General features: G+C 72.8%; 28 protein-coding genes. 10 read left to right on the forward strand and 18 right to left on the reverse strand.

Going from position 1 to position 26397, the window contains the following annotated elements; translation table 11 throughout:
* Window position 1: 1 nt before the first annotated feature.
* The 6 genes from paaE to ACRAKH_RS32575 form a co-directional block, all read right to left on the reverse strand.
* On the reverse strand, window positions 2–1036 hold the full coding sequence (gene paaE, locus ACRAKH_RS32550) for a 1,2-phenylacetyl-CoA epoxidase subunit PaaE (protein WP_380721366.1): 1035 nt from the start codon (window positions 1034–1036) through the stop codon (window positions 2–4).
* Window positions 1036–1539 carry a 1,2-phenylacetyl-CoA epoxidase subunit PaaD gene (paaD, locus tag ACRAKH_RS32555; protein ID WP_380721363.1) on the reverse strand — a complete coding sequence of 168 codons (504 nt, stop codon included), beginning with the start codon at window positions 1537–1539 and terminating at the stop codon, window positions 1036–1038. The genes paaE and paaD overlap by 1 nt, the downstream gene beginning before the upstream one ends.
* Entirely contained in the window at window positions 1533–2420 is an 888-nt protein-coding gene (paaC, locus tag ACRAKH_RS32560; RefSeq protein ID WP_380721360.1) for a 1,2-phenylacetyl-CoA epoxidase subunit PaaC, read from the reverse strand. Before paaC ends, paaD begins: the two co-directional genes overlap by 7 nt.
* On the reverse strand, window positions 2417–2701 hold the full coding sequence (gene paaB / locus ACRAKH_RS32565; RefSeq protein WP_106616896.1) for a 1,2-phenylacetyl-CoA epoxidase subunit PaaB: 285 nt from the start codon (window positions 2699–2701) through the stop codon (window positions 2417–2419). Before paaB ends, paaC begins: the two co-directional genes overlap by 4 nt.
* Window positions 2698–3636, reverse strand: a complete 939-nt coding sequence (gene paaA / locus ACRAKH_RS32570; protein WP_380721357.1) for a 1,2-phenylacetyl-CoA epoxidase subunit PaaA — start codon at window positions 3634–3636, stop codon at window positions 2698–2700. Before paaA ends, paaB begins: the two co-directional genes overlap by 4 nt.
* A gap of 86 nt (window positions 3637–3722) precedes the next feature.
* Window positions 3723–4157: a DUF3592 domain-containing protein gene (locus tag ACRAKH_RS32575; protein ID WP_380721355.1), complete on the reverse strand. Its 435-nt coding sequence runs from the start codon at window positions 4155–4157 to the stop codon at window positions 3723–3725.
* A gap of 62 nt (window positions 4158–4219) precedes the next feature.
* On the opposite strand from ACRAKH_RS32575, the gene ACRAKH_RS32580 reads away from it, so the two are divergent.
* Window positions 4220–5449: an isochorismate synthase gene (locus ACRAKH_RS32580; RefSeq protein ID WP_380721352.1), complete on the forward strand. Its 1230-nt coding sequence runs from the start codon at window positions 4220–4222 to the stop codon at window positions 5447–5449.
* 85 nt (window positions 5450–5534) lie between these two features.
* Here ACRAKH_RS32580 and ACRAKH_RS32585 read toward each other — a convergent pair whose 3' ends face one another.
* Together ACRAKH_RS32585 and menD are read right to left on the reverse strand one after the other, a co-directional pair.
* Window positions 5535–7031, reverse strand: a complete 1497-nt coding sequence (locus ACRAKH_RS32585) for a M1 family metallopeptidase (RefSeq protein ID WP_380721349.1) — start codon at window positions 7029–7031, stop codon at window positions 5535–5537.
* Window positions 7032–7087: 56 nt separating this feature from the next.
* The gene (menD, locus tag ACRAKH_RS32590) at window positions 7088–8725 is read right to left on the reverse strand and encodes a 2-succinyl-5-enolpyruvyl-6-hydroxy-3-cyclohexene-1-carboxylic-acid synthase (protein ID WP_380721346.1); all 1638 of its coding nucleotides are present in this window, start codon (window positions 8723–8725) and stop codon (window positions 7088–7090) included.
* Window positions 8726–8815: 90 nt separating this feature from the next.
* Between menD and ACRAKH_RS32595 the strand changes: the two genes are divergently transcribed.
* The 4 genes from ACRAKH_RS32595 to ACRAKH_RS32610 all read left to right on the forward strand — a co-directional run bounded on the left by ACRAKH_RS32595 (window position 8816) and on the right by ACRAKH_RS32610 (window position 13061).
* Window positions 8816–9727, forward strand: a complete 912-nt coding sequence (locus tag ACRAKH_RS32595; protein ID WP_380721343.1) for a 1,4-dihydroxy-2-naphthoyl-CoA synthase — start codon at window positions 8816–8818, stop codon at window positions 9725–9727.
* Between the two features lie 6 nt (window positions 9728–9733).
* Complete coding sequence (menE, locus tag ACRAKH_RS32600) at window positions 9734–10807, forward strand: o-succinylbenzoate--CoA ligase (protein ID WP_380721340.1); 1074 nt, start codon at window positions 9734–9736, stop codon at window positions 10805–10807.
* Between the two features lie 126 nt (window positions 10808–10933).
* Complete coding sequence (locus ACRAKH_RS32605; protein WP_380721337.1) at window positions 10934–12133, forward strand: hypothetical protein; 1200 nt, start codon at window positions 10934–10936, stop codon at window positions 12131–12133.
* A 52-nt stretch (window positions 12134–12185) separates the two neighbouring features.
* Window positions 12186–13061 carry a 1,4-dihydroxy-2-naphthoate polyprenyltransferase gene (locus tag ACRAKH_RS32610; protein ID WP_380721334.1) on the forward strand — a complete coding sequence of 292 codons (876 nt, stop codon included), beginning with the start codon at window positions 12186–12188 and terminating at the stop codon, window positions 13059–13061.
* 7 nt (window positions 13062–13068) lie between these two features.
* Here the strand turns inward: ACRAKH_RS32610 and ACRAKH_RS32615 are convergent, their stop codons facing one another.
* The gene (locus tag ACRAKH_RS32615; RefSeq protein ID WP_380721331.1) at window positions 13069–14016 is read right to left on the reverse strand and encodes an NAD-dependent epimerase/dehydratase family protein; all 948 of its coding nucleotides are present in this window, start codon (window positions 14014–14016) and stop codon (window positions 13069–13071) included.
* A 70-nt stretch (window positions 14017–14086) separates the two neighbouring features.
* Here ACRAKH_RS32615 and ACRAKH_RS32620 point away from each other — a divergent pair, with 70 nt between their 5' ends.
* Window positions 14087–14542: a MarR family winged helix-turn-helix transcriptional regulator gene (locus ACRAKH_RS32620; RefSeq protein WP_380721328.1), complete on the forward strand. Its 456-nt coding sequence runs from the start codon at window positions 14087–14089 to the stop codon at window positions 14540–14542.
* Window positions 14543–14584: 42 nt separating this feature from the next.
* On the opposite strand, the gene ACRAKH_RS32625 is transcribed toward ACRAKH_RS32620, so the two are convergent.
* Window positions 14585–14983 carry a hypothetical protein gene (locus tag ACRAKH_RS32625; RefSeq protein WP_380721325.1) on the reverse strand — a complete coding sequence of 133 codons (399 nt, stop codon included), beginning with the start codon at window positions 14981–14983 and terminating at the stop codon, window positions 14585–14587.
* Between the two features lie 100 nt (window positions 14984–15083).
* Window positions 15084–16133, reverse strand: a complete 1050-nt coding sequence (locus tag ACRAKH_RS32630; protein ID WP_380721322.1) for a PLP-dependent cysteine synthase family protein — start codon at window positions 16131–16133, stop codon at window positions 15084–15086.
* A 69-nt stretch (window positions 16134–16202) separates the two neighbouring features.
* Here ACRAKH_RS32630 and ACRAKH_RS32635 point away from each other — a divergent pair, with 69 nt between their 5' ends.
* A complete protein-coding gene (locus tag ACRAKH_RS32635) occupies window positions 16203–17195 on the forward strand; it encodes an ADP-ribosylglycohydrolase family protein (protein ID WP_380721319.1) in 993 nt (330 codons plus the stop codon).
* A gap of 139 nt (window positions 17196–17334) precedes the next feature.
* Here the strand turns inward: ACRAKH_RS32635 and ACRAKH_RS32640 are convergent, their stop codons facing one another.
* The 3 genes from ACRAKH_RS32640 to ACRAKH_RS32650 all read right to left on the reverse strand — a co-directional run bounded on the left by ACRAKH_RS32640 (window position 17335) and on the right by ACRAKH_RS32650 (window position 19633).
* Complete coding sequence (locus ACRAKH_RS32640) at window positions 17335–18480, reverse strand: S1 family peptidase (RefSeq protein WP_380721316.1); 1146 nt, start codon at window positions 18478–18480, stop codon at window positions 17335–17337.
* 407 nt (window positions 18481–18887) lie between these two features.
* Window positions 18888–19154 carry a DUF4229 domain-containing protein gene (locus ACRAKH_RS32645; RefSeq protein ID WP_380721313.1) on the reverse strand — a complete coding sequence of 89 codons (267 nt, stop codon included), beginning with the start codon at window positions 19152–19154 and terminating at the stop codon, window positions 18888–18890.
* An 11-nt stretch (window positions 19155–19165) separates the two neighbouring features.
* Entirely contained in the window at window positions 19166–19633 is a 468-nt protein-coding gene (locus ACRAKH_RS32650; RefSeq protein ID WP_380721310.1) for an Lrp/AsnC family transcriptional regulator, read from the reverse strand.
* Window positions 19634–19776: 143 nt separating this feature from the next.
* Between ACRAKH_RS32650 and ACRAKH_RS32655 the strand changes: the two genes are divergently transcribed.
* On the forward strand, window positions 19777–20001 hold the full coding sequence (locus ACRAKH_RS32655) for a BldC family transcriptional regulator (RefSeq protein ID WP_380721308.1): 225 nt from the start codon (window positions 19777–19779) through the stop codon (window positions 19999–20001).
* Window positions 20002–20134: 133 nt separating this feature from the next.
* Window positions 20135–20314, forward strand: a complete 180-nt coding sequence (locus ACRAKH_RS32660; RefSeq protein WP_380721305.1) for a hypothetical protein — start codon at window positions 20135–20137, stop codon at window positions 20312–20314.
* Window positions 20315–20345: 31 nt separating this feature from the next.
* On the opposite strand, the gene ACRAKH_RS32665 is transcribed toward ACRAKH_RS32660, so the two are convergent.
* The 4 genes from ACRAKH_RS32665 to ACRAKH_RS32680 form a co-directional block, all read right to left on the reverse strand.
* The gene (locus ACRAKH_RS32665; protein WP_380721304.1) at window positions 20346–21773 is read right to left on the reverse strand and encodes a MinD/ParA family ATP-binding protein; all 1428 of its coding nucleotides are present in this window, start codon (window positions 21771–21773) and stop codon (window positions 20346–20348) included.
* Between the two features lie 154 nt (window positions 21774–21927).
* A complete protein-coding gene (gene ccsB / locus ACRAKH_RS32670; protein WP_380721301.1) occupies window positions 21928–22911 on the reverse strand; it encodes a c-type cytochrome biogenesis protein CcsB in 984 nt (327 codons plus the stop codon).
* Entirely contained in the window at window positions 22911–24404 is a 1494-nt protein-coding gene (gene resB / locus ACRAKH_RS32675) for a cytochrome c biogenesis protein ResB (RefSeq protein WP_380721402.1), read from the reverse strand. Before resB ends, ccsB begins: the two co-directional genes overlap by 1 nt.
* Window positions 24405–24454: 50 nt before the next feature.
* Entirely contained in the window at window positions 24455–25231 is a 777-nt protein-coding gene (locus tag ACRAKH_RS32680) for a cytochrome c biogenesis CcdA family protein (RefSeq protein WP_380721298.1), read from the reverse strand.
* A 205-nt stretch (window positions 25232–25436) separates the two neighbouring features.
* Between ACRAKH_RS32680 and ACRAKH_RS32685 the strand changes: the two genes are divergently transcribed.
* Window positions 25437–26393, forward strand: coding sequence for a M64 family metallopeptidase (locus ACRAKH_RS32685; protein ID WP_380721295.1), 957 nt, complete (start codon window positions 25437–25439; stop codon window positions 26391–26393).
* Window positions 26394–26397 lie beyond the last annotated feature (4 nt).

Consider the following 26397-nt stretch of genomic DNA (forward strand, 5'->3'; position numbering starts at 1 on the left):
ATCAGGCGTCGAAATCGACGGTTACCGCGGAACTCGCCGCCAAGGACTGGCACGTCAGCACGAACCCGGCCTCGACCTCGCGCGGCTCCAGCGCGTAGTTGCGCCGCATCTCCACCTCGCCGGACACGACCAGCGCCCGGCACGTCCCGCAGACCCCGCCCTTGCACGCGAACGGCAGGTCGGCCCGCACCCGCTGCGCCGCGTCGAGGATCGGCACGTCCGCCGGCAGCGGCACGACGGTGGTCCGGCCGTCGAGGATCACGGTGGCGGTCGCGGACGCGGTGGACGACTCGGCCGCACGGCGCGGCGGGGGCGGCGGCTCGTCCACGTAGAACAGCTCGTGGTGCACGGACGTCGCGGGCACGCCCAGGCCCTCCAGCACGGCCTTCGCGTCGCGCACCATCCCGTACGGCCCGCACAGCCACCACTGGTCGACGTCGGCCCACGGCACGACCGAGGCGAACAGCGCCCGCAGCTTGTCCGCGTCCAGCCGGCCGGTGAACAGCTCGACGTCACGCGGCTCGCGCGACAGCACGTGCACGAGCTGGAACCGCGCCGGGTACCGGTCCTTCAGGTCCGCCAGCTCCTCGGCGAACATCACCGTGTCCGCGCGCCGGTTGCCGTAGAGCAGCGTCACGCGCGCCCCGGACGCCAGCACGGACGCGGCGATCGACAGCGCCGGCGTGATGCCGGACCCGGCGACGACCAGCCCGTGGTGCGCCCCGCCGGACGGCGTGAAGTTGCCCAGGGGCGGCAGGACTTCGAGCACGTCGCCGCGCTGCACCCGGTCCACCAGCAGGGACGAGAACAGCCCGCCGTCGACCTTCCGCACGCCGATCCGCAGCGGGCCGCCCTCGGGCGCGCAGATCGAGTACGACCGGCGCTCGTCGCCGTTGCGCAGGGTCAGGTACTGGCCGGGCTTGAAGGCGAACTCCGCGGCCAGCGCCGGCGGCACGTCGAACGTCACCGCGACGGCGTCCGAGCACAGCTGCTCGACCGACGCGACGGTCAGCTTGTGGAACACCGGCCGCGCCATCAGATCTCCTTCACGTGCTCGAACGGCTCGGCGCAGTCCGCGCACCGGCGCAGCGCCTTGCACGCCGTGGACCCGAACCGGGACACCTCGGACGTGCGGTGCGACCCGCAGCGCGGGCACGCCACCCGCCGCGACGGCGGGGTCAGGTTCAGCGGCACGGGGCCGGCCGGGCGCGGGCCGAGCCGGGACGGCGGCGCGATGCCCGCCTCCCGCAGCTTGCGGCGGCCGTCCTCGGTGATCCAGTCCGTGGTCCACGCGGGTGACAGCGACAGCCGCACGTCGACCGACGTGAACCCGGCCCGCAGCAGCGAACGCCGCAGGTCGGCGCCCATCTCGTCCAGCGCGGGGCACCCCGAGTAGGTGGGCGTGATCGTCACCGACACCCGCCCGTCCTCCTCGGTGACGTCGCGCAGCACGCCGAGGTCGGCCAGCGTCAGCACGGGCAGCTCCGGGTCGCGGACGCTCGCCGCGACCTCGAACGCGGTGCCCGTCCCGGCTACCACTTCGCCCCCGGCAGCGACCGGTGCAGGTGCTGCATCTCGGCCAGCAGGTAGCCGAACGCCTCGGTGTGCACGCCGTCGCGCCCGGCCAGCCCGTTGACGCGCGCCGCGGGCACGTCGGCCGGCCGCGGCAGGCCCGCCGCCGACAGCACGGCGTCCAGCACGTCGTCCACCTCGGATCGCAGCTCGGCGGACGTCACGGCCACGCCGGGCAGCCGCGACTCGACGGGGTGCGTGGCGAACAGCTCGTCGAGGAACGGCCACACCCGCTCCAGCCCGGCGCGCATCCGCCGGTGGGACTCCTCGGTCCCGTCGCCGAGCCGCACGACCCACTGCGCCGCGTGGTCGCGGTGGTAGGCCAGTTCCTTCAGGCCCTTGGCCGCGACGGCCGCCAGCACGGGGTCCGCGCTCGTCCGCAGCCGCGAGAACTGGGCGACCTTCCACGACGAGAAGACCAGCAGGCGCGCCATCGTGGTGGCGAAGTCGCCGCCGGCGAACGGCCCGCACTCGATCTCCGCCAGGTGCACGTTGCGGAAGTCGCGCTCGTCGCGCAGGTACGCCAGCGCGTCCTCGTCCCGGCCCGCGCCCTCGACCTCGCCCGCCCTGGTCAGCAGCAGCCGGGCCTGGCCGAGCAGGTCGAGCGCGATGTTGGCCAGCGCGACGTCCTCTTCGAGCTCGGGCGCGCGGGAGCACCACTCGGCCAGCCGCTGGGACAGGACCAGCGCGTCGTCGCCGAGCATCAGGCAGTACGCGGCGAGGTCGGCGCGGTCCACGTCGGGCACGTCGCGGTCGACGCCGGCCAGCGCCTCCGAGAACCCGGTGCCGAACGCCCAGTGCGTGTCCTCGTGGTCGATCAGGGACTCGTACGCGTTGTCGAAGCTCATAGGTGCGGCACGTCCTCGGGGATCTCGTAGAACGTGGGGTGCCGGTACACCTTGTCGCCGCTCGGCTCGAAGAACGGGTCCTTCTCGTCCGGCGACGACGCGGTGATCGCGGCCGCGGGCACCACCCAGATCGACACGCCCTCGTTGCGCCGGGTGTACACGTCACGCGCGTTGCGGACGGCCATCTCGGCGTCCGGCGCGTGCAGCGACCCGACGTGCACGTGGTTCAACCCGCGCTTGCCGCGCACGAACACTTCCCACAACGGCCACGACGAGCTCATGCCGCACCTTCCTGCCCCTGGGCCGCGCGCTTCGCGGCGTGCGCCTCGGCGGCGGCGCGGACCCACTCGCCGTCCTCGTGCGCCTTGCGCCGGTGCGCGACGCGCTGCGCGTTCGTCGGCCCGTTGCCGCCGACGACCTGCCAGAACTCGTCCCAGTCGGGCCGGCCGAAGTCGTGGTGGCCGCGCTCGGCGTTCCACCTCAGCTCCGGGTCGGGCAGCGTCACGCCCAGCTTCTCCGCCTGCGGCACGGTCATGTCGACGAACTTCTGCCGCAGCTCGTCGTTGGTGTTGCGCTTGATGCGCCACTTCATGGACTGCTCGGTGTTGGACGACTCGGCGTCCGGCGGGCCGAACATCATCAGCGACGGCCACCACCAGCGGTTCACGGACTCCTGCACCATCGCGCGCTGGGCGTCGGTGCCGGCCATCATCGTCATCAGCAGCTCGTAGCCCTGCCGCTGGTGGAAGGACTCCTCCTTGCAGATGCGGATCATCGCCCGCGCGTACGGCCCGTAGGACGTGCGGCACAGCGGCACCTGGTTGCAGATCGCGGCGCCGTCCACGAGCCAGCCGATCACGCCGACGTCGGCGTAGGACAGGGTCGGGTAGTTGAAGATCGAGGAGTACTTCTGCTTGCCCGCGATCAGCTTCCCGGTCAGGTCGCCGCGGTCGGCGCCCAGCGTCTCGGCGGCGGAGTACAGGTACAGGCCGTGCCCGGCCTCGTCCTGGACCTTCGCCAGCAGGATCGCCTTGCGGCGCAGCGACGGCGCGCGGCTGATCCAGTTGCCCTCCGGCTGCATGCCGATGATCTCGGAGTGCGCGTGCTGCGCGATCTGCCGGATCAACGTCCTGCGGTAGCCGTCGGGCATCCAGTCCCGCGGCTCGACGCGCTGCTCGGACGCGACGGTGCGCTCGAACCGTTCCTCCAGGTCCATGCACCCGATGTTACACCTGAAGGCCGATTTTGAGGAGAACTGTCACAACCGGTGGCCGGACGGGCTCGCACCGGTGGCGGGCGGGCTCACAACCGTCGGCGCAGCCACCAGACCAGCGGCAACAGCACCGCCCACACGGCGAGCAGGAACGTGCCGATCGGCAGCAGCGCCAGCACGGCCGTCCGACCGGCCACCCGCGCCACCTCCGGGTCGGCCGTGTCGTACTCGATGCGCACCAGCTGGCCGGGCTCCAGCCCTTCCGGGTACAGCACGCCCTGCTGCGGGCTGTGCACCGCGCCGTCCGCGGTCGCGAAGCGCACCACCGTGCGCTGGAACGAGACGGACACCACCTCGGCGGTCGCCTTGCCCAGCCGCTTCTCGATCATCAGGTCGTCGCGCCAGCACGCCGCGAGCAGGATCACCCCGATCAGCGTCACGACCGCGCCGAGCACCGGCAACGACCGGCTGAGCAGGAGCCGAACCCTCGGGCGGGCACCCGTCCGCACTGCGTCGTCCACCACAACTGAGGAGTCTAGGGCGGCCTCCGCTCCGGATCTCAGCGATGAGTCCATACCCTCGACGGGTGACCTCAGCTCCTGCCTCGCGGACCCGACAGCGGCTGCGCGTGCACACCAGGCGCGTCGCGGGCGACGACCTGCTGGGCAGGCTGCCCGCACCGACCGGCGCGCTGAGCTGGGTCAGGGACGGATCGGGCCTGGTCGGGTGGGGTGAGGCGGCCCGCTTCGAGGTGTCGGGGCCGGACCGGTTCGCCGACGCCGACCGCTGGTGGCGCGACTTCACCGACGACCTCGACGTGGACGACGAGGTGGGCGTGCCGGGCACGGGCCCGGTCGCGTTCGTCAGCATGGCGTTCTCGGACCGCCCCGGCCACTCGGTGCTGGTCGTGCCGGAGGTCGTGGTGGGCCGCCGGAACGGGCGCACGTGGCTGACCACCATCGGCGGCAGCGGCGCGCGCCGCGTGCAGCCGATCCGCCGGCCGTCCGAGGTGAAGTACGCCGATGGGCAGGTGTCCGTCACGGGCTACCGCGAGGCCGTGCGCACCGCCGTCGACCGGATGCGGGCCGGCGAGCTGGACAAGGTGGTCCTCGCGCACGACCTGCTCGCCGTCGCCGACGTCGGCATCGACCACCGGTTCGTGCTGGAGGGCCTGGCCCGGCGGTACCCCGAGTGCTGGGTGTACGCCGTGGACGGCCTGATCGGCGCGACCCCCGAGCTGCTGCTGCGGCGCAGCGGGTCCGTCGTCGACTCCCGCGTGCTCGCGGGCACGACGTGGCCGCACGACGGCATGTCCGACGACGAGCTGGCCGCCGCGCTGCTGTCGTCCGGCAAGAACCGCGACGAGCACGAGTACGCGGTGACGTCGCTGGTGGAGACCTTGCGACCGTTCTGCGCGACCATGTCGGTCGACGGCCCGTCGGTGCTGCGCCTGCCGAACGTCTCGCACCTGTCCAGCGACGTGATCGGCGAGCTGAGCGGCACGCCGTCGCTGCTCGCGCTGGGCGCGGCGCTGCACCCCACGGCCGCGGTCGGCGGCACGCCCCGCCTCGACGCCATCGCGGTCATCGAGGAGCTGGAGGGCATGGACCGGGGCCGCTACTCCGGCCCGGTCGGCTGGATCGACGGCAACGGCGACGGCGAGCTGGGCATCGCGTTGCGGTGCGCGCAGGTGGACGGCCGCACGGCCCGCCTGTTCGCCGGCTGCGGGCTGGTGGCCGAGTCCGACCCGGACTCCGAGGTGCGCGAGGCGCACGCCAAGATGCTGCCGTTCCGGGAAGCCCTCGAAGGCATGTGACCCCGTCACGACCGGTGGACGCCTGCCCGTGGACAGCGGCGCGGGGCCGCCCCCGGTGTGAGGACGGCCCCGCGCGCGGTCGTGCCTAGTGGTGGTGACCCGCGAGCAGCTCGCGCGTCTCCTGGATCTTCTTGAACGCCTTCGGCTCCGGCGTGGCGGCGCGTGCCGAGAACGAGCCCTCCGCGCCCGGCGCGACGGCCGGCTTGCCCGGCGTGAACAGCCAGGTCTGGAACAGCTCGTCGAGCTGCTTGCCCGACAGCTGCTCCGCGAACGCGATGAACTCCTCGGTCGACACGTTGCCGTTGCGGTTCTCCGTCGGCCACTTCCGCAGCAGCTCGAAGAACGCCTCCTCGCCGATCGCGGCGCGCAGCGCGTGCACGGTCATCGCACCGCGGTCGTAGACGGCGCTGTGGAACTGGTTCGGCGCGCCCGGGTCACCGGGCAGGACCTGCCAGAACGGGCTGTCCGCCGGGTACAGGTCGTAGACGTAGTCCGAGTTCTCCTGGACCGTGCCCTCGCCGACGTGCTCCGACCACAGCCACTCCGCGTAGCTCGCGAAGCCCTCGTTCAGCCAGATGTCCTTCCAGCCCTGCACGGACACCGAGTCGCCGAACCACTGGTGCGCCACCTCGTGCGCCACGACGTAGGTGTTCGCGCCGCGGCGGAAGAACGCGGCGTCGTAGGTCGAGCGGGTCTGGTTCTCCAGCGCGAAGCCGATGCCCGGCGTCGCCACGCCGCCCTGCGCCTCGAACGGGTACGTCCCGAAGTGGCCCTCCAGGTACTCCGTCACCTCGGGCGTGCGCTCGATGCTCGCGACCGACGCGCTGTAGTCCGCGCCCAGCCGCTCCGAGTAGGCGTTCAGCACCGGCTGGCCGTTCGGCGCGGTCGACTGGCGGATCTCGAACTGCCCGATCGCCACGAACGCCAGGTACGTCGCCTGCGGCTGGAGGCTGCGGTAGCGCCAGCGGGTCCAGCCGTTGATCTGCTGGGCGGTGCCGGCGAACGTGCCGTTGGAGATCACCTCGACGCCGGTCGGCACGGCCACCGACACGTCGAACGTGGCCTTGTCGGTCGGGTGGTTGTTGCTCGGGAACCACCACGGCGCGATGTCCGGCTGGTCGATCGCCAGCGCGCCGTCCGGGGTCCGCTTCCACGACGTGTAGCCGTCCACGGCGTGGGTGGAGGGCACGTCGGAGTAGGTGACGACGATGGTCACGTGGGAGCCGCGGCGCAGCGTGGCGCGCGGGTCGACGACGAGCTCGCCGCCGTCCTGCGTGAACCCGGCGACCTTGTTGTTGACCCGGACCGAGCCGACCTTCAGCAGGAAGTCCAGGTTGAACCGGGTCAGGTCCTCGGTGGCCTTGGCCAGGATCGTCGTCGTCCCGGAGAGGTTGTCGCTCGCCGGCTGGTAGTTGAGCCTGATGTCGTAGTGGGAGACCTCGTAGCCGCCGTTGCCCGCGTTCGGGTAGTACGGGTCGCCGATGCCCGGTGCTCCCGGTTGGGCCGCCGTCGCCGTGCCGGCCAGCAGGAGCAGGGACGCCGCGGCGGCGGTACCGAGGGTCAGCTTCGCTCTCAGGGACATGCCGGAAAGCTAGTCCGACACCCCATCCGGCTGTACCCCCGTCGGTAGGATTTCCGCTAATGGGACGCGGTTGACACAGCCGCTTTCAACCGGGTGTGCAAATCGCGCAATTCATGCCGTTCCGCCCGGATTTCCACCACGCTCACGCCGTCCGGGCGGCCGAGCGCGCGACGCAACTCCTCCGGTGTCCGGGCTTCGGTGTGCCGCACGTGGTGCGCCGCGCACAACGCGGCCAGGTCGACGCCGTGGGGCGTGCCGAAGACCCGCTCGAACGCGTGCCCGTGCTCCGGCGCGCCCTGCTCCAGCAACGCGAAGATGCCGCCGCCGTCGTCGTTGAGGACGACGATGGTGAGGTCCGGTCGCGGTTCGTGCGGGCCGATGAGCAGGCCGTTCGCGTCGTGCAGGAACGTCAGGTCGCCGATCAGCGCGTACGTCGGGCCGCGGGTGAGCGCGATGCCCGCGGCGGTGGAGACGCTGCCGTCGATGCCCGCCACCCCCCGGTTCGCGAACGTGGTGACGTCGCGGCGCGGCTCGGCGACCAGGTCGACGTCGCGGACCGGGTTGGACGAGCCGAGGTAGAGGTTCGCGCCCGGCGGGAGGGCGGCGACGACGTCGCGGGCGACGTGCGGGCCGGTCGGCCACGGCTCGCGGGCCAGCAGGTCGTCCACCACGTCGGCGACGGCCTTGTCCGCGTGCTGCCAGGCGGTGAGCCAGTCGTGGTCCACCTCGTGCTCGCCGAGGACCAGGCCGGTCGACGCGTGCGTGGCGGCGAACCGCGGGTCCGGCCAGTCGAGGTCGTCGGACAGCACGTGCACGACCGGGGTCCGGGCGATGAGCTTCAGCACGCCGCGCGAGAGGGTCGCCCGGCCCACCACGACGACGGCCTGCGGCGTCAGGTGTTCGGGGAGGTCGCCCGCGTTGAGCAGGAGGGTGCCGTGGCGCAGGCCGTGCCCGGTCGGCTCGGCGACCACCGGCCAGCCGGCGCGTTCGGCGAGCTCGGCGACGTCCTGGTCGGCGGGGCGGTGGCCCGTGTCGCCGACGACGACGAGCGTGCGCGGGCCCAGGTGGTCGGCGGGGTGCAGCGAGGTGGTGGTGCGCGGCGCGGCGCGCGTCCACGGCATGTCGAACGGGCGGCCGTCGAGGGCTTCCGGCCAGTCGGCGTCCCGGTCGGGCACCAGGGGCTCCCGGAACGGGACGTTGACGTGCACCGGTCCCTCGGCCTCGGCCGTGGCGACGGCGCGGCACACCAGCGAGCGCCACAGGCCGTTCTGTCCGTCCCGGCGTTCCGCGATGGGGAACTGGAGGGTGTCCAGGCCGAACACGCGCTGCTGGTCGACGGTCTGGCTGGCGCCCGTGCGGTACAGCTCGACCGGCCGGTCCGCGGTGAGGGCGATGACCGGGACGCGGGCGTGCCGGGCCTCCATCATCGCCGGGTGCAGGTTCGCGACGGCCGTGCCGGACGTGCAGGTCACGGCGGTGACGTGGCCGCCGCCGCGGGCCAGGCCGAGGGCCAGGAACCCGGCCGTGCGCTCGTCCACGCGGACGTGCAGCGTGAGGCGTCCCGCCGCGGCCGCCTCGTGCAGCGCGAAGGACAGCGGGGCGTTGCGCGACCCGGGGCTCAGCACGACGTGCCGGACGTCGTTGCGGATCAGCTCGTCGACGAGCACCCTGGCCTGCGCGGTGGACGGGTTCACCCGCTCATTGTCGCTCAGGCTCGTCACATCGGGCACCGACCCGGCGAGCCGCCGCCGCCGTGGTCGGCGCCTCGGGCCTATTGTCGCCGCGTGGCAGATCAGGGCGTTTCCGAGCTGTTCGACCCCACCCGCTGGAAGCGGGTCGAGGGGTTCGACTTCACCGACATCACCTACCACCGCGCGGTCGACCAGGGCACGGTGCGCATCGCGTTCAACCGGCCCGAGGTCCGCAACGCGTTCCGGCCGCACACGGTCGACGAGCTGTACCGCGCGCTGGACCACGCCCGGATGAGCTCGGACGTCGGGTGCGTCCTGCTCACCGGCAACGGCCCGTCGCCCAAGGACGGCGGCTGGGCGTTCTGCTCGGGCGGCGACCAGCGCATCCGGGGCCGCAGCGGCTACCAGTACGCGTCCGGCGAGACGGCGGACACCGTCGACCCCGCCCGCGCGGGCCGGCTGCACATCCTGGAGTGCCAGCGGCTGATCCGGTTCATGCCGAAGGTCGTCATCGCGGTCGTGCCCGGCTGGGCGGCCGGCGGCGGGCACAGCCTGCACGTGGTGTGCGACCTCACGCTCGCGAGCGCGGAGCACGCGAGGTTCAAGCAGACCGACGCGGACGTCGGCAGCTTCGACGGCGGCTACGGCTCGGCGTACCTGGCGCGGCAGGTGGGCCAGAAGTTCGCCCGCGAGATCTTCTTCCTCGGCCGCACGTACAGCGCCGACGACATGCACGGGATGGGCGCGGTGAACGCCGTGGTGCCGCACGCCGAGCTGGAGTCGACGGCGCTGGAGTGGGCGAAGGAGATCAACGGCAAGTCGCCGACCGCCCAGCGCATGCTCAAGTACGCGTTCAACCTGATCGACGACGGCCTGGTCGGCCAGCAGCTCTTCGCCGGCGAGACCACCCGCCTCGCCTACATGACCGACGAGGCGGTGGAGGGCCGGGACGCGTTCCTGGAGAAGCGCCCGCCGGACTGGTCCGACTACCCCTACCACTACTGACCGCCCATGATCACCTTCGAGCGACTCCGCGACGCCCTGACCGGCCACGCCTCCGACGTCCTGGTGGCGCAGCCGACCGACGTGCCGCCCCCGCCGCCGCGGGGCTGGGAGACCGACGCCGTGCTGGCGGTCGGCACGTCGGGGTCCACCGGCGAGCCCAAGACCGTCCTGCTCACCGCCGACGCGCTGACGTCCTCGGCCGAGCTGACCCACGCCCGCCTCGGTGGCCCCGGCACGTGGCTGCTGGCCCTGCCGACCACGCACATCGCGGGCATCCAGGTGCTCGTCCGCTCGGTCGTGGCGGGCGCCGAACCCGGCGTCGTGGACCTCGCCACGGGTTTCCGCGCCTCCGGGTTCGCCGCCGCCGCGCGGCCCCTGCTGGCCACGCCGGGCCGCCACTACACGGCGCTCGTGCCCACGCAGCTCGCCCGGCTCGTCGCCACCGAGGGACCGGGCCTGGCCGCGGCGCGCGAGTTCGACGCCGTCCTGATCGGCGGCGCCGCCACCCCGCCCGCCCTGCTGGAGCGGTCGCGGGAGCTGGGCGTCCGGGTCGTCACCACGTACGGCATGAGCGAGACGTCCGGCGGGTGCGTCTACGACGGGCGCCCGCTCGACGGCGTGCGCGTCCGGCTGGTCGACGGCCGGATCGAGGTCGGCGGGCCGGTGCTGGCCCTCGGCTACCAGGGCGGCGAGCGGTTCGGCGAGTGGTTCCGCACCGGCGACCTCGGACGGGTGCGGGCGGACGGCACGCTCGAGGTCCTGGGGCGCGCCGACGACGTGATCATCAGCGGCGGCGAGAACGTGGCGCCGGACCGGGTCGAACGGGTGCTCACCGCGCAGGCGGGCGTGCGGGAGGCGTGCGTCGTGGGGCTGCCCGACCCCGAGTGGGGTCAGGTGGTGGCCGCCGCGGTGGTGCCGGACGACCCCGCGGCCCCGCCGGACGCGGCCGGGCTGTGCGCGGCGGTCGGCGAGGCGGTGGGCCGGTTCGCCATGCCGAAGCGGCTCGTCTTCGTGCCGGAGCTGCCACAACGCGGTCCGGGCAAGGTGGATCGGAGGGCGGTCGCTAGCTCGTTCGGGTGAGTTTCTGCCGTGTTGGCTTTCTTGTTGGTTGACAGCTAACCACGGCAGGCGATTGGCTCGGCACGCCGTGACGCGCGGCCCTGCCGCGGTCCCCTCCGCACCGCGTGTCCGACGAGGAGTGCTGCGATGACCAGGCGCTACCTGATACCGCTCGCCGTCGCCACCGTCCTGACCGCGGGTGTCGTGTCACCCGCCGCCGCCGCGAGCGGCGCCGAGTGGCGGGCCGACCTGTCCACCGTGAACGCCGACGACAACGGCGTCACCAGCCACCGCGGCACGGTGCGGCTCGACCGCGCCGCGCCGACGCCCGCCAGCGCGCGGGCCGCCGTGCGCACGGGCTTCCTGCAGCTCGAACCGCGCACGCTCGACGCCCCCGTCAACGCCGTGGCCGCGTCCGTGAAGAGCCACGTCCCGGCCGGCGCCGAGGTCGCCGTGGACGTGCGCGGCGCGCTCGGCGACGACCAGTGGACCGAGTGGGTGGAGGCCCGCCCCGAGGCGCCCGCCGTGCTGCCGACCGAGGTGACGACCGTGCAGGTCCGCCTCGCGCTGACGGCCGAGCAGGCGTCGCCCGAGGTGAGCCGACTCGACCTGCGGGCGTTCACGACGACGCGCGCCGCCGAGGACGTCACCGCCCAGGCCGCCGGCCGGTCGTACCGGATCTTCGCGACCCGCGAGGGCCTGGTCGGCGGCACCACCGCCAACGGGCACGTGATCGTGAGCCGGGACCACTTCGTCGCCCTGCCGTCGCGGCGCGGCCTGTCCGCCAAGGGCACCGGCACGTACAGCGTGCGGGTGTGCGCGGCCAACGGCCGTTGCGAGTGGGCGCCGGTGTGGGACGTCGGCCCGTGGAACACCAAGGACGACTACTGGAACCCGTCGTCCACCCGTGAGATGTGGAAGGACCTGCCCCAGGGCAAGCCGCAGGCCCAGGCCGCCTACCAGGACGGCTACAACGGCGGGCGCGACCAGTTCGGCCGCGTCGTCGCCAACCCGGCGGGCATCGACCTGGCCGACGGCACGTTCTGGGACGGCCTCCAGCTGACCGACAACGCGTGGGTCACCGTCACCTACTCGTGGACCGGTTCCGGCCCGGCCGGGTTCGTCCGCACCGCGGGCGACCCGCTGAACGTCCGCAGCGGCGCGACCTCCACGGCCGCGCAGGTCGGCCTGGCCGCCAACTACGCCCAGGTGCGCGTCGAGTGCCAGGTCACCGGCCAGTCGGTGACGGGCACGCAGGGCACGTCCAACATCTGGTACCGGATCGCCACGGGCAAGTACATCGCCCGGGCGTACGTCTCCGGCGTCACGGGCGCCACCGCCTGCTGATCGGCAGCACCCGGGAGCGGGTCCCCGTGCACCATGTCGGAGGATGTCCGGCATGGCCACAGTCGCCCAGTGGGTATCGGGGACCCGCCCCCGCACGCTGCCGAACTCGATCGCGCCGGTGCTGGTCGGCGCGGGCGCCGCGCACCACATCGACGGGTTCGACCTCACGTTGGCGCTGCTGGCGCTGTTGGTGTCGGTCGCGCTGCAGGTGGGCGTGAACTACGCCAACGACTACTCCGACGGCATCCGCGGCACCGACGCCGACCGGGTCGGCCCGTTCCGGCTGGTCGGCTCGGGTGCGGCGAACCCCAGGGCGGTGCGCGCGGCGGCGTTCGCGGCCCTGGGCGTGGCCGCCGCGGCGGGCCTGGTGCTGGTGGTGTTGTCCGGCAAGTACTGGATGGTGCTGTTCGGCGCGGTCTGCCTCGCGGCGGCGTGGTTCTACACCGGCGGCCGCAAGCCGTACGGCTACTCGGGGTTCGGCGAGGTGGCCGTGTTCCTGTTCTTCGGGCCCGCGGCGGTGCTCGGCACGCTGTACGTGATGACCGGGGAGGTCACCGGGATCGGCATCGGCGGCGCGGTCGCGATGGGCGCGTTCTCCACCGGCGTGATGATCGCGAACAGCCTGCGGGACATCCCGACCGACGTGCGGGCGGGCAAGCGCACCCTGGCCACCGTGCTGGGCGACCGCGACTCCCGCCGCCTCTACCTGGCGCTGGTCGCGATCCCGTTCCTGATCACGCTGGCGATCGGCCTGCGCGTCCCGCTGGCGCTGATCGGCTTCCTCGCCCTGCCGCTCGTGGCGCTCGGCGTGCGCCGGGTCGTGAAGGGCGGCAAGGGCCGCGACCTGATCCCCGTGCTGCGCGACACGGGCCTCGCGATGCTGGTGTGGGGCGTCGCCGTCCCGGCCGCCCTGGTGATCGGCGCCTGACGCCCGCTCAGCGCTCGTTGCCCGCGCGCAGCCAGGCGATGTAGTCGGCGACCGCGCGTTCGGTGTCGTAGGCGGGCCGGTAGCCGGTGTCCCGCTGGAGGCGGCCGATGTCCAGCCAGGTCCGGCGGCCGGAACCTCCCGCGGGCAGGTCGACCCGGGCGTCGGGCACGATCGCCTTGATCGCCGCGATGATCTCGGCGTTCGACGTCGGCCGGCCCGACGCCACGTTGTACGTGCGGTGGCCGAGGCGGTCCGCGGTCTGGAGGAGCGCGATCGCCCGGCCGCAGTCCTTGGCGTAGCAGAGGTCGAGCGCGTCCTCCGCGTGCGCGGGGCCGTGGAGGGGCGACAGGTCCGGCTCGGTGCCGCGGACGGCGGCGTGGACGAGTTCGGGCGCGGCGAAGAACAGCGGGCCGTGGGGCTCGCGCGGTCCCCAGATGCCGGCGATCCGGTAGTTGACGATCTCGATCCCGGTGGCGTCGGCCAGGTGGTCGTTGAGCAGCTCGCCGATCTTCTTGAACGTCGGGATCAGGTGCGGCGAGGTCATGGGCAGCGGCAGGTCTTCCCGCAGCGGCCCTTCGACGGCCAGACCGCTGTAGACGCCGATCGTGCTCGCGACGCCGACGCGCGCCACGCCCCAGGCGCGGGCGGCTCCCACGAGGTTGAGCAGGCCGCCGATCGCCGTGCGCGTCGCCTCCACCGGTTCGGCGGAGCCAGGCGGCCACGGCATCGACCCCGCGAGGTGGACGATGCCCGTGATGTCGTGCCGGGCGCCGACGTCGAGCAGCGCCGCCCGGTCGGTGACGTCGGCCCGCTCCACCACGACCCGCTCGTCGACGAGGTCGGCGGGCACGTCGGCGGCCCGTCGCTGGACCAGCACGCAGCCCTCGCCGAGGTCGAGCAGCGCGCGCACGGTGTGGGAGCCGATGAAACCGAGACCGCCGGTGACCAGGATCATCGCCACGCCTTTCTGTCGTTGAGCTGATTGTCAGCTCTACTGACGATCAGGCTAGCGATAGGATCGGCGGGTGGCAAGGAACGACGGGCCAGGGCCCGAGTTGCGCAGGAACCTCGTCTACCTGCTCAAGCACGCGCACCACCGGATGGCCGAGCTGACCGGGGAGGCGTTGGCGCCGCACGGCATCGAGGGGCGGGAGCTGGGGGTGCTGCTCACCCTCGCCGGCCGTGAGCCGATGTCGCAGCAGCAGGCGGCGCAGCGGCTCGGGATCGACCGCACGACGATGGTCGCGCTGCTGGACGCGCTGGAGCGCAAGGGACTGGTGTCACGTCACCCCGACGCGGACGACCGGCGGCGCAACGTGGTCGGGCTGACCGAGGCCGGGCAGGACACCCTCCGGCGGGCCACCGAGGCGACCGACGAGGCCGAGCGCGCGTTCCTCGCGTCGCTCAGCCCGCGGGCCGCCGAGCAGCTGCGGACGTCGTTGCAGGCGATCGTGGTCCACCCGGAGGACCGGGACTCCTGACCGGCCGGGGGTGACGGCGAACGGTCGAGGACCCCGGAACGGTTACCAGGCGTCCTCGGTGAAGCTCATCGGCTCCTCGTCGTCACGCGGCTTCGGCGTCGGCTTCACGACCCGCGGTTCCTCGCCGCGGCACAGGGCGGACAGGGCCTCCCGGTCCGCCTCCAGCGCCGCCTTCACGCCGCGGTCGCCGGCCGCCTCGCCCATCAGGACCTGCCGCCAGCTCAGGTAGCCGCCCGAGATCCGCCGCTGCAGGGCCTGCAGCTCCGGCGACGCCGCGTTCGACTTCGCGAACGCCATGACCCGCCGCACGTCGTCGGCCGACGGCTCCACCCGCGGGTACCGCAGCCTCGCCGCCTCGCGCATCGCCTTGTCGGCGTCGGCGACCGACCTGGCCAGCACGTCCTCGGCCGTGAGCACCTCCGCCGTACGCCACGCGCTCACCGCACACCCCTTCCCACGCGCCGATCCACGCTGCGACGCACGACACCCGCCGCGCGTTCCCCCGAACCCCGAACGAAGTGCCGGACCGACCCCGAACGGCTCACCGCGACCAGGCGCCGGTGGCCCGGAACTCCGTCAACGTCACCAGGTGCGGCTCCAGGTCCATGCCCTGCGCGGCCACCCACGCGTCGTCGTAGTACGTGTGCCCGTACCGCTCGCCCCCGTCGCACAGCAGCGTCACGACGCTCCCGCGCAGCCGCGACGCCCGCATCTCCGCGATCAGCTGGAACGCGCCCCACAGGTTCGTGCCGGTCGACCCGCCGACGCGCCGCCCCAGCACCTCCTCGACGTGCCGGATGGTCGCGATCGACGCCGCGTCCGGCACCTTGATCATCCGGTCGATCACGTCGCCGATGAACGACGGCTCCACCCGCGGCCGGCCGATGCCCTCGATCCGCGAGCCCCGCGTCCCGGTCAGCCCGAGGTCGCCGTCGCGCCACGCGTCGAAGAACACCGAGTGCTCCGGGTCCACGACGGCGAGCCGCGTGTGCAGCTTGCGGTAGTGGATGTACCGGCCGATGGTGGCGCTCGTGCCGCCGGTGCCCGCGCCGACCACGACCCACTCGGGCTCGGGCGCGGCCTCCAGCGCCATCTGCTGGAACACCGACTCGGCGATGTTGTTGTTGCCGCGCCAGTCCGTCGCCCGCTCGGCGTGGGTGAACTGGTCCATGAAGTGGCCGTCCAGCTCGGCCGCGAGCCGCCGGGACTCGTCGTAGATCGCGCCCGGCTCGTCGACGAAGTGGCACTGCCCGCCCTGGCGCTCGATCAGCGCGACCTTCTCCTGGCTGGTGGACCGGGGCATGACGGCGATGAACGGCAACCCGAGCAGCCGGGCGAAGTACGCCTCGGACACCGCCGTGGAGCCCGACGACGCCTCGATCACCGGCGTGCCGCCGACGACCCAGCCGTTGCAGATCGCGTACAGGAACAGCGACCGCGCCAGGCGGTGCTTGAGCGAGCCGGTGGGGTGGGTGGACTCGTCCTTCAGGTACAGGTCGATCCCCCACTCCGGTGGGAGGGGGAAGTGCAGCAGGTGCGTGTCGGCGCTGCGGTTGGCGTCCGCTTCGATGATGCGGACGGCCTCGCACACCCATTCCCGGGTGCGGGAACTGCATCGGTCTACCGAGGAGGTCACGTCCGGCACGATAACTTCTGCGACGTGACCTCACTTCCGAGCGGCTCCTTCCGCGGCAGCCTCCTCGCCGGCGCCGTCGGCGACGCCCTCGGCGGTTCGATCGAGTTCGACCGGATCGACCGCATCCGGGGCCGGTTCGGCCCGTCCGGCCTCACCGACTACGCCCCCGCCTACGGCCGGATCGGCGCGATCACCGACGACACCCAGATGACCCTGTTCACGCTGGAAGGGCTCCTGCTGGCGAAGAAGCGCGGCAGCGACCCGGTGCACGAGGTGCGGGTGGCGTACGGCCGGTGGCTGCACACCCAGGGCGGACCGCCCGTGGCGCGGGACGGGTGGCTGCTCGACGTGCCCGCGCTGCACGACCGCCGCGCGCCCGGCACCACGTGCCTCACCGCGCTGCGCTCCGGCGTGCTGGGCACCGTGGAGGCCCCGATCAACGACTCCAAGGGGTGCGGCGCGGTGATGCGCGCGGCGCCGGTGGCGTTGTGGTCGGACGACGTCCGCGAGGTGTTCGAGCTGGCCACGGCGGTCGGCGCGCTCACCCACGGCCACCCCAGCGGCTACCTGTCGGCGGGCGTGCTGGCGGTGCTGGTGCAGCAGGTGCTGGCGGGCGTGCCGCTGCCGTCCGCGGTCGACGTGGCGCGCGCCGAGCTGGTCACGTGGACCGGTCACGAGGAGCAGCTGGGGCTGCTCGACCTGGCCGTCGAGCTGGGCACGGGCGGGGTGCGGCCGACGCCGGAGGTGATCGAGACGGCGCTGGGCGGCGGCTGGGTCGGCGAGGAGGCGTTGGCGATCGCGGTGCTGACCGCGTTGGCCGCGCGGGACCTGGCGGACGGGCTCCTGCTGGCGGTCAACCACTCCGGTGACAGCGACTCGACCGGCGCGCTGTGCGGGAACCTGCTGGGCGCGCGGGACGGCGTCGAGGCCATCCCCGGGCACTGGCTGGGTGACTTGGAGCTGCGCGAGGAGATCACGCGGCTGGCGGACGAGGCCGTGACGGCGTTCGCGCGGTGACGCCCAAGGTTGACGCCCAAGGTTGACGCTCGGGGTTGACGTTCGACGTTGACGCTCGGGGTTGACGCTCGGCGGTCGGCGTTCGGAGGGGTGACGTGCCGGACGGGCTGGTTCGCGACCCGCCCGGCACGTCGCGGTGTCAGCTCAGGACCAGGGACAGCCCGTAAGCGGACAGGATCGGGTTGACCTCCTGGTAGAAGGTGACGCCGCCGGACGAGCAGTTGCCCGAGCCGCCCGAGGTCACGCCCTGGGCCTGGTTCGAGCTGAGCCACGAGCCGCCGGAGTCGCCGGGCTCGGCGCACACGGTGGTCCGGGTCAGGTTGTAGACGACGCCCTGCGGGTAGTTGACCGTCTGGCCGCGGGCGACGATCGAGCCGCACCACATGCCGGTGGTCGAGCCGGAGCGGCAGATGCCGGAGCCGACCGGCACCTGCGCCGAGCCGCGCACGTAGTACCAGTAGCCGTCGTAGCCCTCCATGTAGCCCCAGAGGTTCACGCCGGCGTTGGTGCGCACCCACGCGTAGTCGTAGCCGGGGAAGTACGAGCCCGCGAACGACCCGAGCACGGCGCCGTTGCCGTCGCTGGCGGTGTTGCCGGGACGGCCGCAGTGGCCGGCCGTGACGAACCCGCCGTGGACGGCGAACCCGATCGAGCAGCGGCCGGCGTAGTTGATCCAGTACGGCCAGCCGCCGACGACGTCGGCCAGCGGCCGGGGCGAGTGGTCCTCCTCCACGACGCGCACGGAGCCGTGGGTGGCCTTCGCCCGGTCCACGAACGCGCGGGCGGCGTGGTCGAGCTCGGTGCGGTTGACGGTCACGACCACGGTGTTCGTGCGCACGTCGACGTACCAGCCGTTGACCGCGGCGGGCGCGGCCTTGCCGGCGAGGCGGTCGAGGCCCGCCTTGGCGGAGTCGAGGTCGGCCAGCGTGTGGACGGCCGGGACGACCTTGACGTCGAGCGCGGGCGCGGTGGCGCCCACGGCGGCGACGACCAGCTCACCCGACCGCTCGTCGAACCAGCTGCCGGCGTAGGCGGAGCCGAGCACCTTGCGCGCGACGGTCTCCACGCCGCGTGCCCGCTCCTCCTGGGCGAGGCGGGTGCGGACCTGGTCGGCGGTCAGGCCGAGGTCGCGGCCGAGGGCCTGCGCCATGCCGGCGGAGACGCGGGGCGCGTCGACGGACGACGTCGCGGCGAGGTCGGACGCCGCGGCGGGCAGGGTGGGGGTGGCGAGGCCGAGCGCGAGGACGAGCGCGCCGGCTAATCGGACGACACGGGAACGAGTCACAGGGCAGCCCTTTCACAGGGAGGTGTGCAGGGGGTGCACCGGTCCGGTCCGCCAGGGGTGGTGCACGCGGAGACCCCGGGACCGCCGGCGCCGACAGCCACCGATTCACTCGGTAGCCGTTCACAACGTTACGTTCCAACCGGAACGTTCACACCGGCCAAACGGTTGACCTGCGACGGCCCGTGCTGACCGGGACGGGTGACGACGGCGGCGAACGCCTCACACCGCGGCGGCCGGATGCACGCACACGTACGCGAAGTGCGGTCAACGTCGTGCGCGACAAGGCATGCGCGACAAGGCGTGGGGAAGCGGTGGACGAAACCGGCGTGACCCGGGGGCGTCCTGGGCGAGCGGGATCGTGACCTGGGGGCCTTCCGGGCGACCGGGATCGCAACCCGGCGACGGGCCTAGGACTGGGTGGACGTGTCGCCGCGCAACTGGGCGCGCAGCTTCTCGCGCTCGGCGCGGCGCGCGGCCTGCCTGGCTTCGAGCCCTTGGGCGACCCGGGTGCGCAGGCCGGGGAACGCGAACAGCGACAGCGGCAGCGCCACGACCACCCCCACGGCGAGGGCGACCAGCAGCGGCACGTTCACGAGCACGAGCAGCGCGGTGACCGCGGCGACCATGCCCAGGCGCGCGCAGATGTAGAGCGTCACATCACGACCCAGGTGCACGGTTACCCAGGTTACGCGTCCCCCGCGGGGTCGACCGCCGCGGTGTTCGGCCTGCCCTCGAACCGGGTCGACAGCACCACGGTGGTCCGGGTGCGCGCGACGCCCGGGATGCGCCGCAGCCGGCCGAGCGAGCGCTCCAGGTCGTCCACCGTGGCGACCCGGACCTTGACGATGAACGACTCGTCGCCCGCGACCCGGTAGCACGACTCCACCTCGACCAGCTCGGCCAGCGAGACGGCCAGCTCGTCGTCGTCCGCGGTGTCGGTCGGGTGGATGCTGACCAGCGCGGTCACGCCGAGGCCGACGGCGCTCGGGTCTACGACGGCGTGGTAGCCGACGATCACACCGGTGGCTTCCAGCTTGCCCACCCGCTCGTGCACGGCGGAGGCCGAGAGTCCCACCTTGCGCCCCAGGTCGGCGTAGGTGGCCCGGCCGTTCTCGCGCAGGGCGGCGATGATCTGGCGATCAAGAGCGTCCACCGGTCACAGGGTAGGTCACGCGCCGCGATGTCCGAACCGCGCGCTTCGTCCCTTACTACCTCTTTACCATCACCCAAGCGTTCGAGTACCCGAAGGGTGTGATGCCACGATGCGTCCGGTACGTCTGTTCACCATCGGGGAGGATGACCGTGAGCGTGACGCAGGGACAACCGGGGGAACGGCTGCTCACACCTGGTGAGGTGGCCAACCTGTTCCGGGTCGACCCCAAGACCGTCACCCGCTGGGCGACCGCGGGTCGCATCGGCTCCATCCGCACGCCCGGCGGCCACCGCCGGTTCCGCGAGTCGGAGGTCCAGGAGCTGCTGACCCAGTTGACCACGGAGGCGACCGAGCCCGTCCGGCACTGAGCGGGCTGACACTGGGCGGTCCGGCGCTGAGCGGTCCGGCGGCGGCCCGATCCGGCGGCGGCCGAACCCGTTCGGCGCCGCCGACGTGCACCTCCACGACACGGGTAATCTCGTGGCAAAGGAGGTGGCGACCATGCTCTACCTGCTCGCGGTGATCGGTGCGCTCACCATCGCCGTGCTGCTGTGGCGTGCGTTCGGACCGGATCGGGTCAACACCGCCCCCAGCCGTCGTTTCGTGGCGCCGGACGACGATCCCGATTTCCTGCGCAAGCTCGGTGAGCAGCGCAAGAAGAAACCGGACGACGAAGAGTGACGTGACGGGGCCTCTCGACGAGGCCCCGCCGTCACGAACGGGTGGGGAAGTCGTCGGCCACGGTGGCGGCGAGTTCCAGCAGCGCCAGCCGGGTCTCGGGGCCGAGCTTGTCGAGCTCGATCTCCGCGCCCTCTTCGAGGTGCGAGTCGAACGGGATGCGCACCACCGCGCGGCAGCGCTGGGAGAAGTGCGCGGCCAGCTTGTCCAGGTCGACCTTGCCCGAGCCCGGCCGCACCGAGTTGATCACCGCGACGGACTTCGCGACCAGGTCCCGGTAGCCGTGGGCGTCCAGCCAGTCCAGCGTCGCCGCCGACGTCTGCGCGCCGTCCACCGAGCCGGACGACACCAGCACCAGCGAGTCGGCCTGGTCCAGCACGCCCTTCATGGCCGAGTGCATCAGGCCGGTGCCGCAGTCGGTCAGGACGATGTTGTAGAAGAGCTCCAGCAACGCGACCGTGCGCAGGTAGTCCTGGTCGCTGAACGCCTCCGACACCGCCGGGTCCTGTTCGGACGCCAGCACTTCCAGCCGGCTGGGCGACTGGGACGTGTACGCGCGGACGTCGCTGTACCGGGTGATCTTCGAGGCGTCGCGCAGCAGGTGCCGGACGGTCGCCGTGGTCTCGCGCGGCACCTTCAGCGCCAGCGTGCCGCGGTCGGGGTTGGCGTCCACCGCGATCACGCGGTCGCCGCGCAGGGACGAGAACGTCGAGCCGAGCGTGGTCGTCGTCGTGGTCTTGCCGACGCCGCCCTTCAGGCTCAGCATCGCGATCTTGTAGCAGCCGCGCAACGGCTGGTTGATGCGCGAGATCAGCTCGCGCCGCCGGACGTCCGCCGGGCTCTCGCCCAGGTTCACCAGACCGCCGGTGACCGTGTGGACCGTCTTGCGCCAGCCGGACTGCGGCGGGCGCTTCGCGCGCTTGATCAGCTGCTGCGACGACATGTCGTTGGCGTTGGCGCGCGGCGGTTGCTGCGGCTGGACGCTCTGCGGGAAGTTGTTGGGGAACCCGCCCTGGTACTGCTGCCCCTGGCCGGGGTACGGACCGGGCTGCTGGCCCTGGACCTGGTACGCGCCGGACTGGCCACCGGACACCTGGTACGCGCCGGACTGCCCGCCCGACACCTGGTACGGACCGGATTGGCCGCCCGACACGGGGTACGGGCCCGACTGGCCACCGGACACCTGGTACGGACCCGACTGGCCGCCCGACACGGGGTACGGACCGGACTGCTGACCGGGGGCCTGGTACTGACCGGACTGCGCCGGGAACCCGCCGGACGGCGGACCGGTCACCGGACCCGACTGCGACGGGTCGAGGTACACCGTCTGGGGATCGACGTAGTGGGCACCCGATCCCGGCTCGACCTGGTAGCCGCCCGACTGGTTCGGGTTGGGCTGCTGCCCCTCCCCTCCGGTCTGCTGCTGCCACGACGGCTCAGGATTCTCGTAGCGACCGGTCACCGCTGGGGTCCTCCCTGAGCGAAGCGGATCGAGACCTCCCCGACCCCACGCGTCCGACGGTAGTCGGCGACCAGTGGTTCCACGACACTGGGTGTGCGCTCACCCACGTGCTCGACGTGGGCGAACGACACCGCGCAAGCCCCGGTCTACGGGATCAGCCGACGCCCGCGTACGAGTGCAGCCCAGTCGTTACGAGGTTGATGAAGAAGAGGTTGAACACGGTCAGCAGGAAGCCGAGCGAGTTCACCCAGGCGGCCGGACGGCCCCGCCACCCGGCGGTGGCCCGCGCGTGCAGGTAGGCCGCGTAGACCACCCACGACACGAACGCCACCGTCTCCTTGGGGTCCCAGCCCCAGAACCGGCCCCACGCCGCCTCGGCCCAGATCGCGCCGCAGATGATGCCGATGGTGAACAGCGGGAACGCGAACACCGTGCTGCGGTAGGCGAGGCGGTCCAGCACATCGGCGGCGGGCAGCTTGCGGAACCGACCGTTGCCCGACGACTTCAGCAGGTACAGGACGCTGGCGACGCCGGGCACCAGCAGCACGCCGCTGGACACGGAGATCACGGAGACGTGCACCACGAGCCAGTACGACTGGAGCGCCGGCTGCACGGGCGCGGCGTCGGCGTACAGCACGGTGCCGCCGAGGAACATCAGGACCACGATCGGCACGAGCACGAACCCGCCGAGCCTGCGCACCGGGAACGTGCGGGCCAGCACCAGCCACGTCACCACGGCCGCGAGCGTCAGCAGCGAGCCGTACTCGTACATGTTGCCCCACGGCGCGCGCTCGGTCGCGAAACCGCGCAGCACCAGGGAAGCGGCGTGCAGCGCCGCGCCGAGGAAGGTCAGCGCCAGGCCCATGCGGCCGAGGCGTTCGGCGCGCGACAGCTCCGGCCGCGTGACCCGGCCCGGCGTCCACGTGCCGTCGGCCTGGACGCCGCCGGTCGGCGTCCCACCGGACGTCGGGGTCCCACCGGACGTGCCGCCCGCCGCGACCAGCTCGCGTTCCCGTGCCTTCTCGGGCCGGGCGAACGCCGCCTCGCACAGGTACAGCACCGCGGCGAGGAAGTAGATCGCCACGGCGGCGCCGTAGGTCCAGTCGCTGTACGTCGCCAGGGTCGCGTTGACCGGCATCAGCTCTCCTCCTTGTAGGCGAGCAGGTCGCGGGAGAGGGAGGTGAACTCCTCGCCGTACCCGGCCTGATCAGTGCGCGCGAGGCCGCCGACCTCGACCACCGTACGCCCGTCCTCGCGCGGCGTCGCCCGGACCCAGATCCGGCGGCGCTTGACGCTCAACGACACGGCCAGGCCCAGGATGACCAGCACGGAGAACACCAGCACCCACACCTGCGTCGGGTCGTGGGACACCTGCAGCGACACCCAGTCGCGGACGCCGTCGAAGCGGATCACGGTGCCGTCGTCGAGCGTCAGCTGCTCGCCCTGCTTCAGGTTCTGCCGGGCGACCTTGGCGAGCTTGCCGTCCTCCACCATCTTGCGGTCGATGGAGAAGATCGACTGGCCGCGGCCGGAGTCGGTGCCGAGGTCGCCGCGGTAGACGTCGATCGCGACCGCCGGGTCGTTCGCCGCCGGGAACGCCGAGTCCAGCAGCTCGCCCCGGAACGCGGCGGTCGGCGCGAGCAGGCCGGTGATCGCGAGCTGGCTCTTGCGGCGCTGCTCGGCGTCCGGCACGTCCGGCGGGTCGAACTTCGTCGCGCCCTCGGACGCCAGCGTGACCTGGTTGACGGGCCGCCACTGGGTGGCGCCGGTGCGGGTCTGGCCGTTGGGGAAGGTGACCGTGAACAGCGGCGTGTAGCCGTGGCCGAGCAGGTAGACCCGGTCGCCCGCGGTGCGCAGCGGGCTGTTGACCTTCAGCGGGTACGGCCGCCACGTGCCGGTCTCCAGGTCCGCGCCGGACTGGTACCGGATGTCGGCGAGGAAGTCCTCCGCCTGGCCGTTGTGCAGGAACGTGGCGTCGAAGTCGTCGACCCGGACGCAGAACTGGCTCAGCTCCGTGCCGTCCACGCGCAGGCCGGGCCGGAACGAGTCGTAGTTGTAGACGCCCGAGTTGCAGAACTGGCCGCCGTTCGACTGGACGATGACCTGGCCCTCGTAGCCGAACATCTTGCCCAGCGCGAACGCCACCAGCAGGCCCAGCAGGGAGAAGTGGAACACCAGGTTGCCGGTCTCGCGCAGGTAGCCTCGCTCGGCGCTGACGGTGCGGGCGCCGTCCGGCTCCTCGGCGGCGACCAGCCGCCAGCCCTTGAGCCGGCGCTCGGCGTGCGCGACGACGGCCTGCGGGCCCACGTCGGTGTCGGCCGCGGCGTGGTGCGGCATGCGGGCCAGGTTGCGCGGGGTGAGCACGGGCTTGGCCCGCATCTGCTTGAAGTACTCCCACGTGCGCGGCAGCAGGCAGCCGACCAGGGAGACGAACAGCAGCACGTACACCGCGGAGAACCAGGCGCTGGCGTACACGTCGAAGAACTGGAGGTCGTCGAGGAACCGGCCCCACCAGCCGCGCTCGGCGATGTACTCGTCCACCTTCTGCGCGTTCAGCGACCGCTGGGGCAGCAGCGCGCCGGGCATCGCGCCGAGCGCGAGCAGGAACAGCAGGGTCAACGCGGTGCGCATGGCCGTGAGGCCGCGCCACGTGTTGCGCAGGAAGGCGAGGACAGCGCTCACTACAACGGCAGTTTCAGGTCGTTGACGACGGCGTCGCGCAGCCAGCCGACGAAGTCGCCCCACAGGCCCGTGACGAGGGCGACGCCGACCGCGATGAGCAGCACGCCGCCGAACACCTGCACCTGGCGGACGTGCGCGCGGAGCCAGCCGGTGGTCCGGACCGCCCAGCGCGCGCCGAGCGCGATGAGGACGAACGGCAGGCCGAGGCCGAGGCAGTAGGCGAGCACGAGCACCGCGCCGCGGGCGGTGGTCGAGCCGACCTCCGTGCCGCGGGCCAGCGCCAGCACGCCGACGAGCGTCGGGCCGAGGCACGGGGTCCAGCCGAGCGCGAACACGCCGCCGAGCAGCGGCGCGCCGAACAGCCCGGCCCTCGGCGTGCGGTGCACGCGGACGTCGCGCTGGAGGGCGGGGACGAGGCCGATGAACACCAGGCCCATGGCGATCGTGATGACGCCGCCGATGCGCTGGAGCAGGTCGCCCTGGAACCAGAACAGGTCGGTCAGCCCGAGCACCACGAACGAGGTCAGGGCGAACACGACCGTGAAGCCGAGCACGAACAGCAGCGCCGCGCCGGCCACCCGCCAGCGACCGGTCTTCGCCCGCTCCTCGCCGGCCACGGCGGGCGCTTCGGCGCCGACCAGCCCCGCGAGGTACGCGAGGTAGCCGGGGACCAGCGGGACGACGCACGGCGAGGCGAACGAGATCGCCCCCGCCAGCACCGCGACGCCGGTCGCGAGCAGGATCGGACCCGAGGTGGCCAGATCGGTCGGGTTCACGGGTCCAGGGTAGGTAGGCCCCACTTGACGCGGTGAACCGGTATCCCTTATGGGCGACCCACATCACAGGCGCAGACAGGTGACCCCTGGGTGACCACCCGGTGGTCCAGGTGGTCACGGACGGACTGGGTTACCCGTCCGAGTGAATGTTTAAACCCGACCATCCGCCCTAGTGGGTGAGCAGCCCACTTCATAGCGTGACGTCATGCGCGCACACCGGCTGACCTTGCCCGCGCTGGCCGTCGCCTTCGCCGTCGTCGCCGCCCCCCTGCCCGGCGGCGCCGCGGAGGCCGACCTCGAGTGGGTGGAGGTCTTCTCGCCGGACGGCACGATCACGCAGACCGCCGTCCCGCGCGCGGTCGAGGCCAGGGCGGCGGAGGCCGCCCTGGTCGCCGACGTCGTGCCGGTGCAGGAGACCGGCGCGCCCGACCAGCGGTTCGACCTGGTCTTCGTCGGCGACGGCTACACCGCCGACGACCTGGACGACTACCACGCGCACGTCGTGGGCAAGTGGGCCGAGCTGTCCGCCGTGGAGCCGTTCAAGTCCTACAAGGAGTACTTCAACGTGTGGCAGGTCGACGTCGTGTCCGCCGAGTCCGGCGTCGACCACGACCCCGCCCTCGGCTCCGCCCGCGACACCGCCCTGGACATGGGCTTCTTCTGCCAGGGCCGGGACACCCAGACCGAGCGCCTGCTGTGCGTGAACCAGACCAAGGCCGCCCAGTTCGCCGCCCTCGCGCCGCAGGCCGACCAGGTCGTCGCGCTCGGCAACACCGCCAAGTACGGCGGCGCGGGCGGCGGCGTCGCGACCGCGGCCGGCGGCAACGAGCAGGCCGGGCAGATCGCCGTGCACGAGCTGGGGCACTCGATCGGCGGGCTCGCCGACGAGTACGACTACCCGTACGACCGGTACAGCGGCGCCGAGCCGACCGAGGTCAACGTGACCGCGGACCCGACCGGCGCGAAGTGGTCCGCCCACCTCGGCCAACCGTCCCCGGACGGCGGCGTGGTCAGCGCGTTCGAGGGCGCGCGGTACCACCGGCGCGGCCTGTACCGGCCCACCGAGGACTCGATCATGCGCACGCTCGGCCGCGAGTTCAACCTCGTCGGCCGGGACGCGATGACCGCCGCGCTCCGGGCGAAGGTGCCCGAGCTGCGCTGACGGC

It is taken from the genome of Saccharothrix hoggarensis (assembly GCF_052936025.1).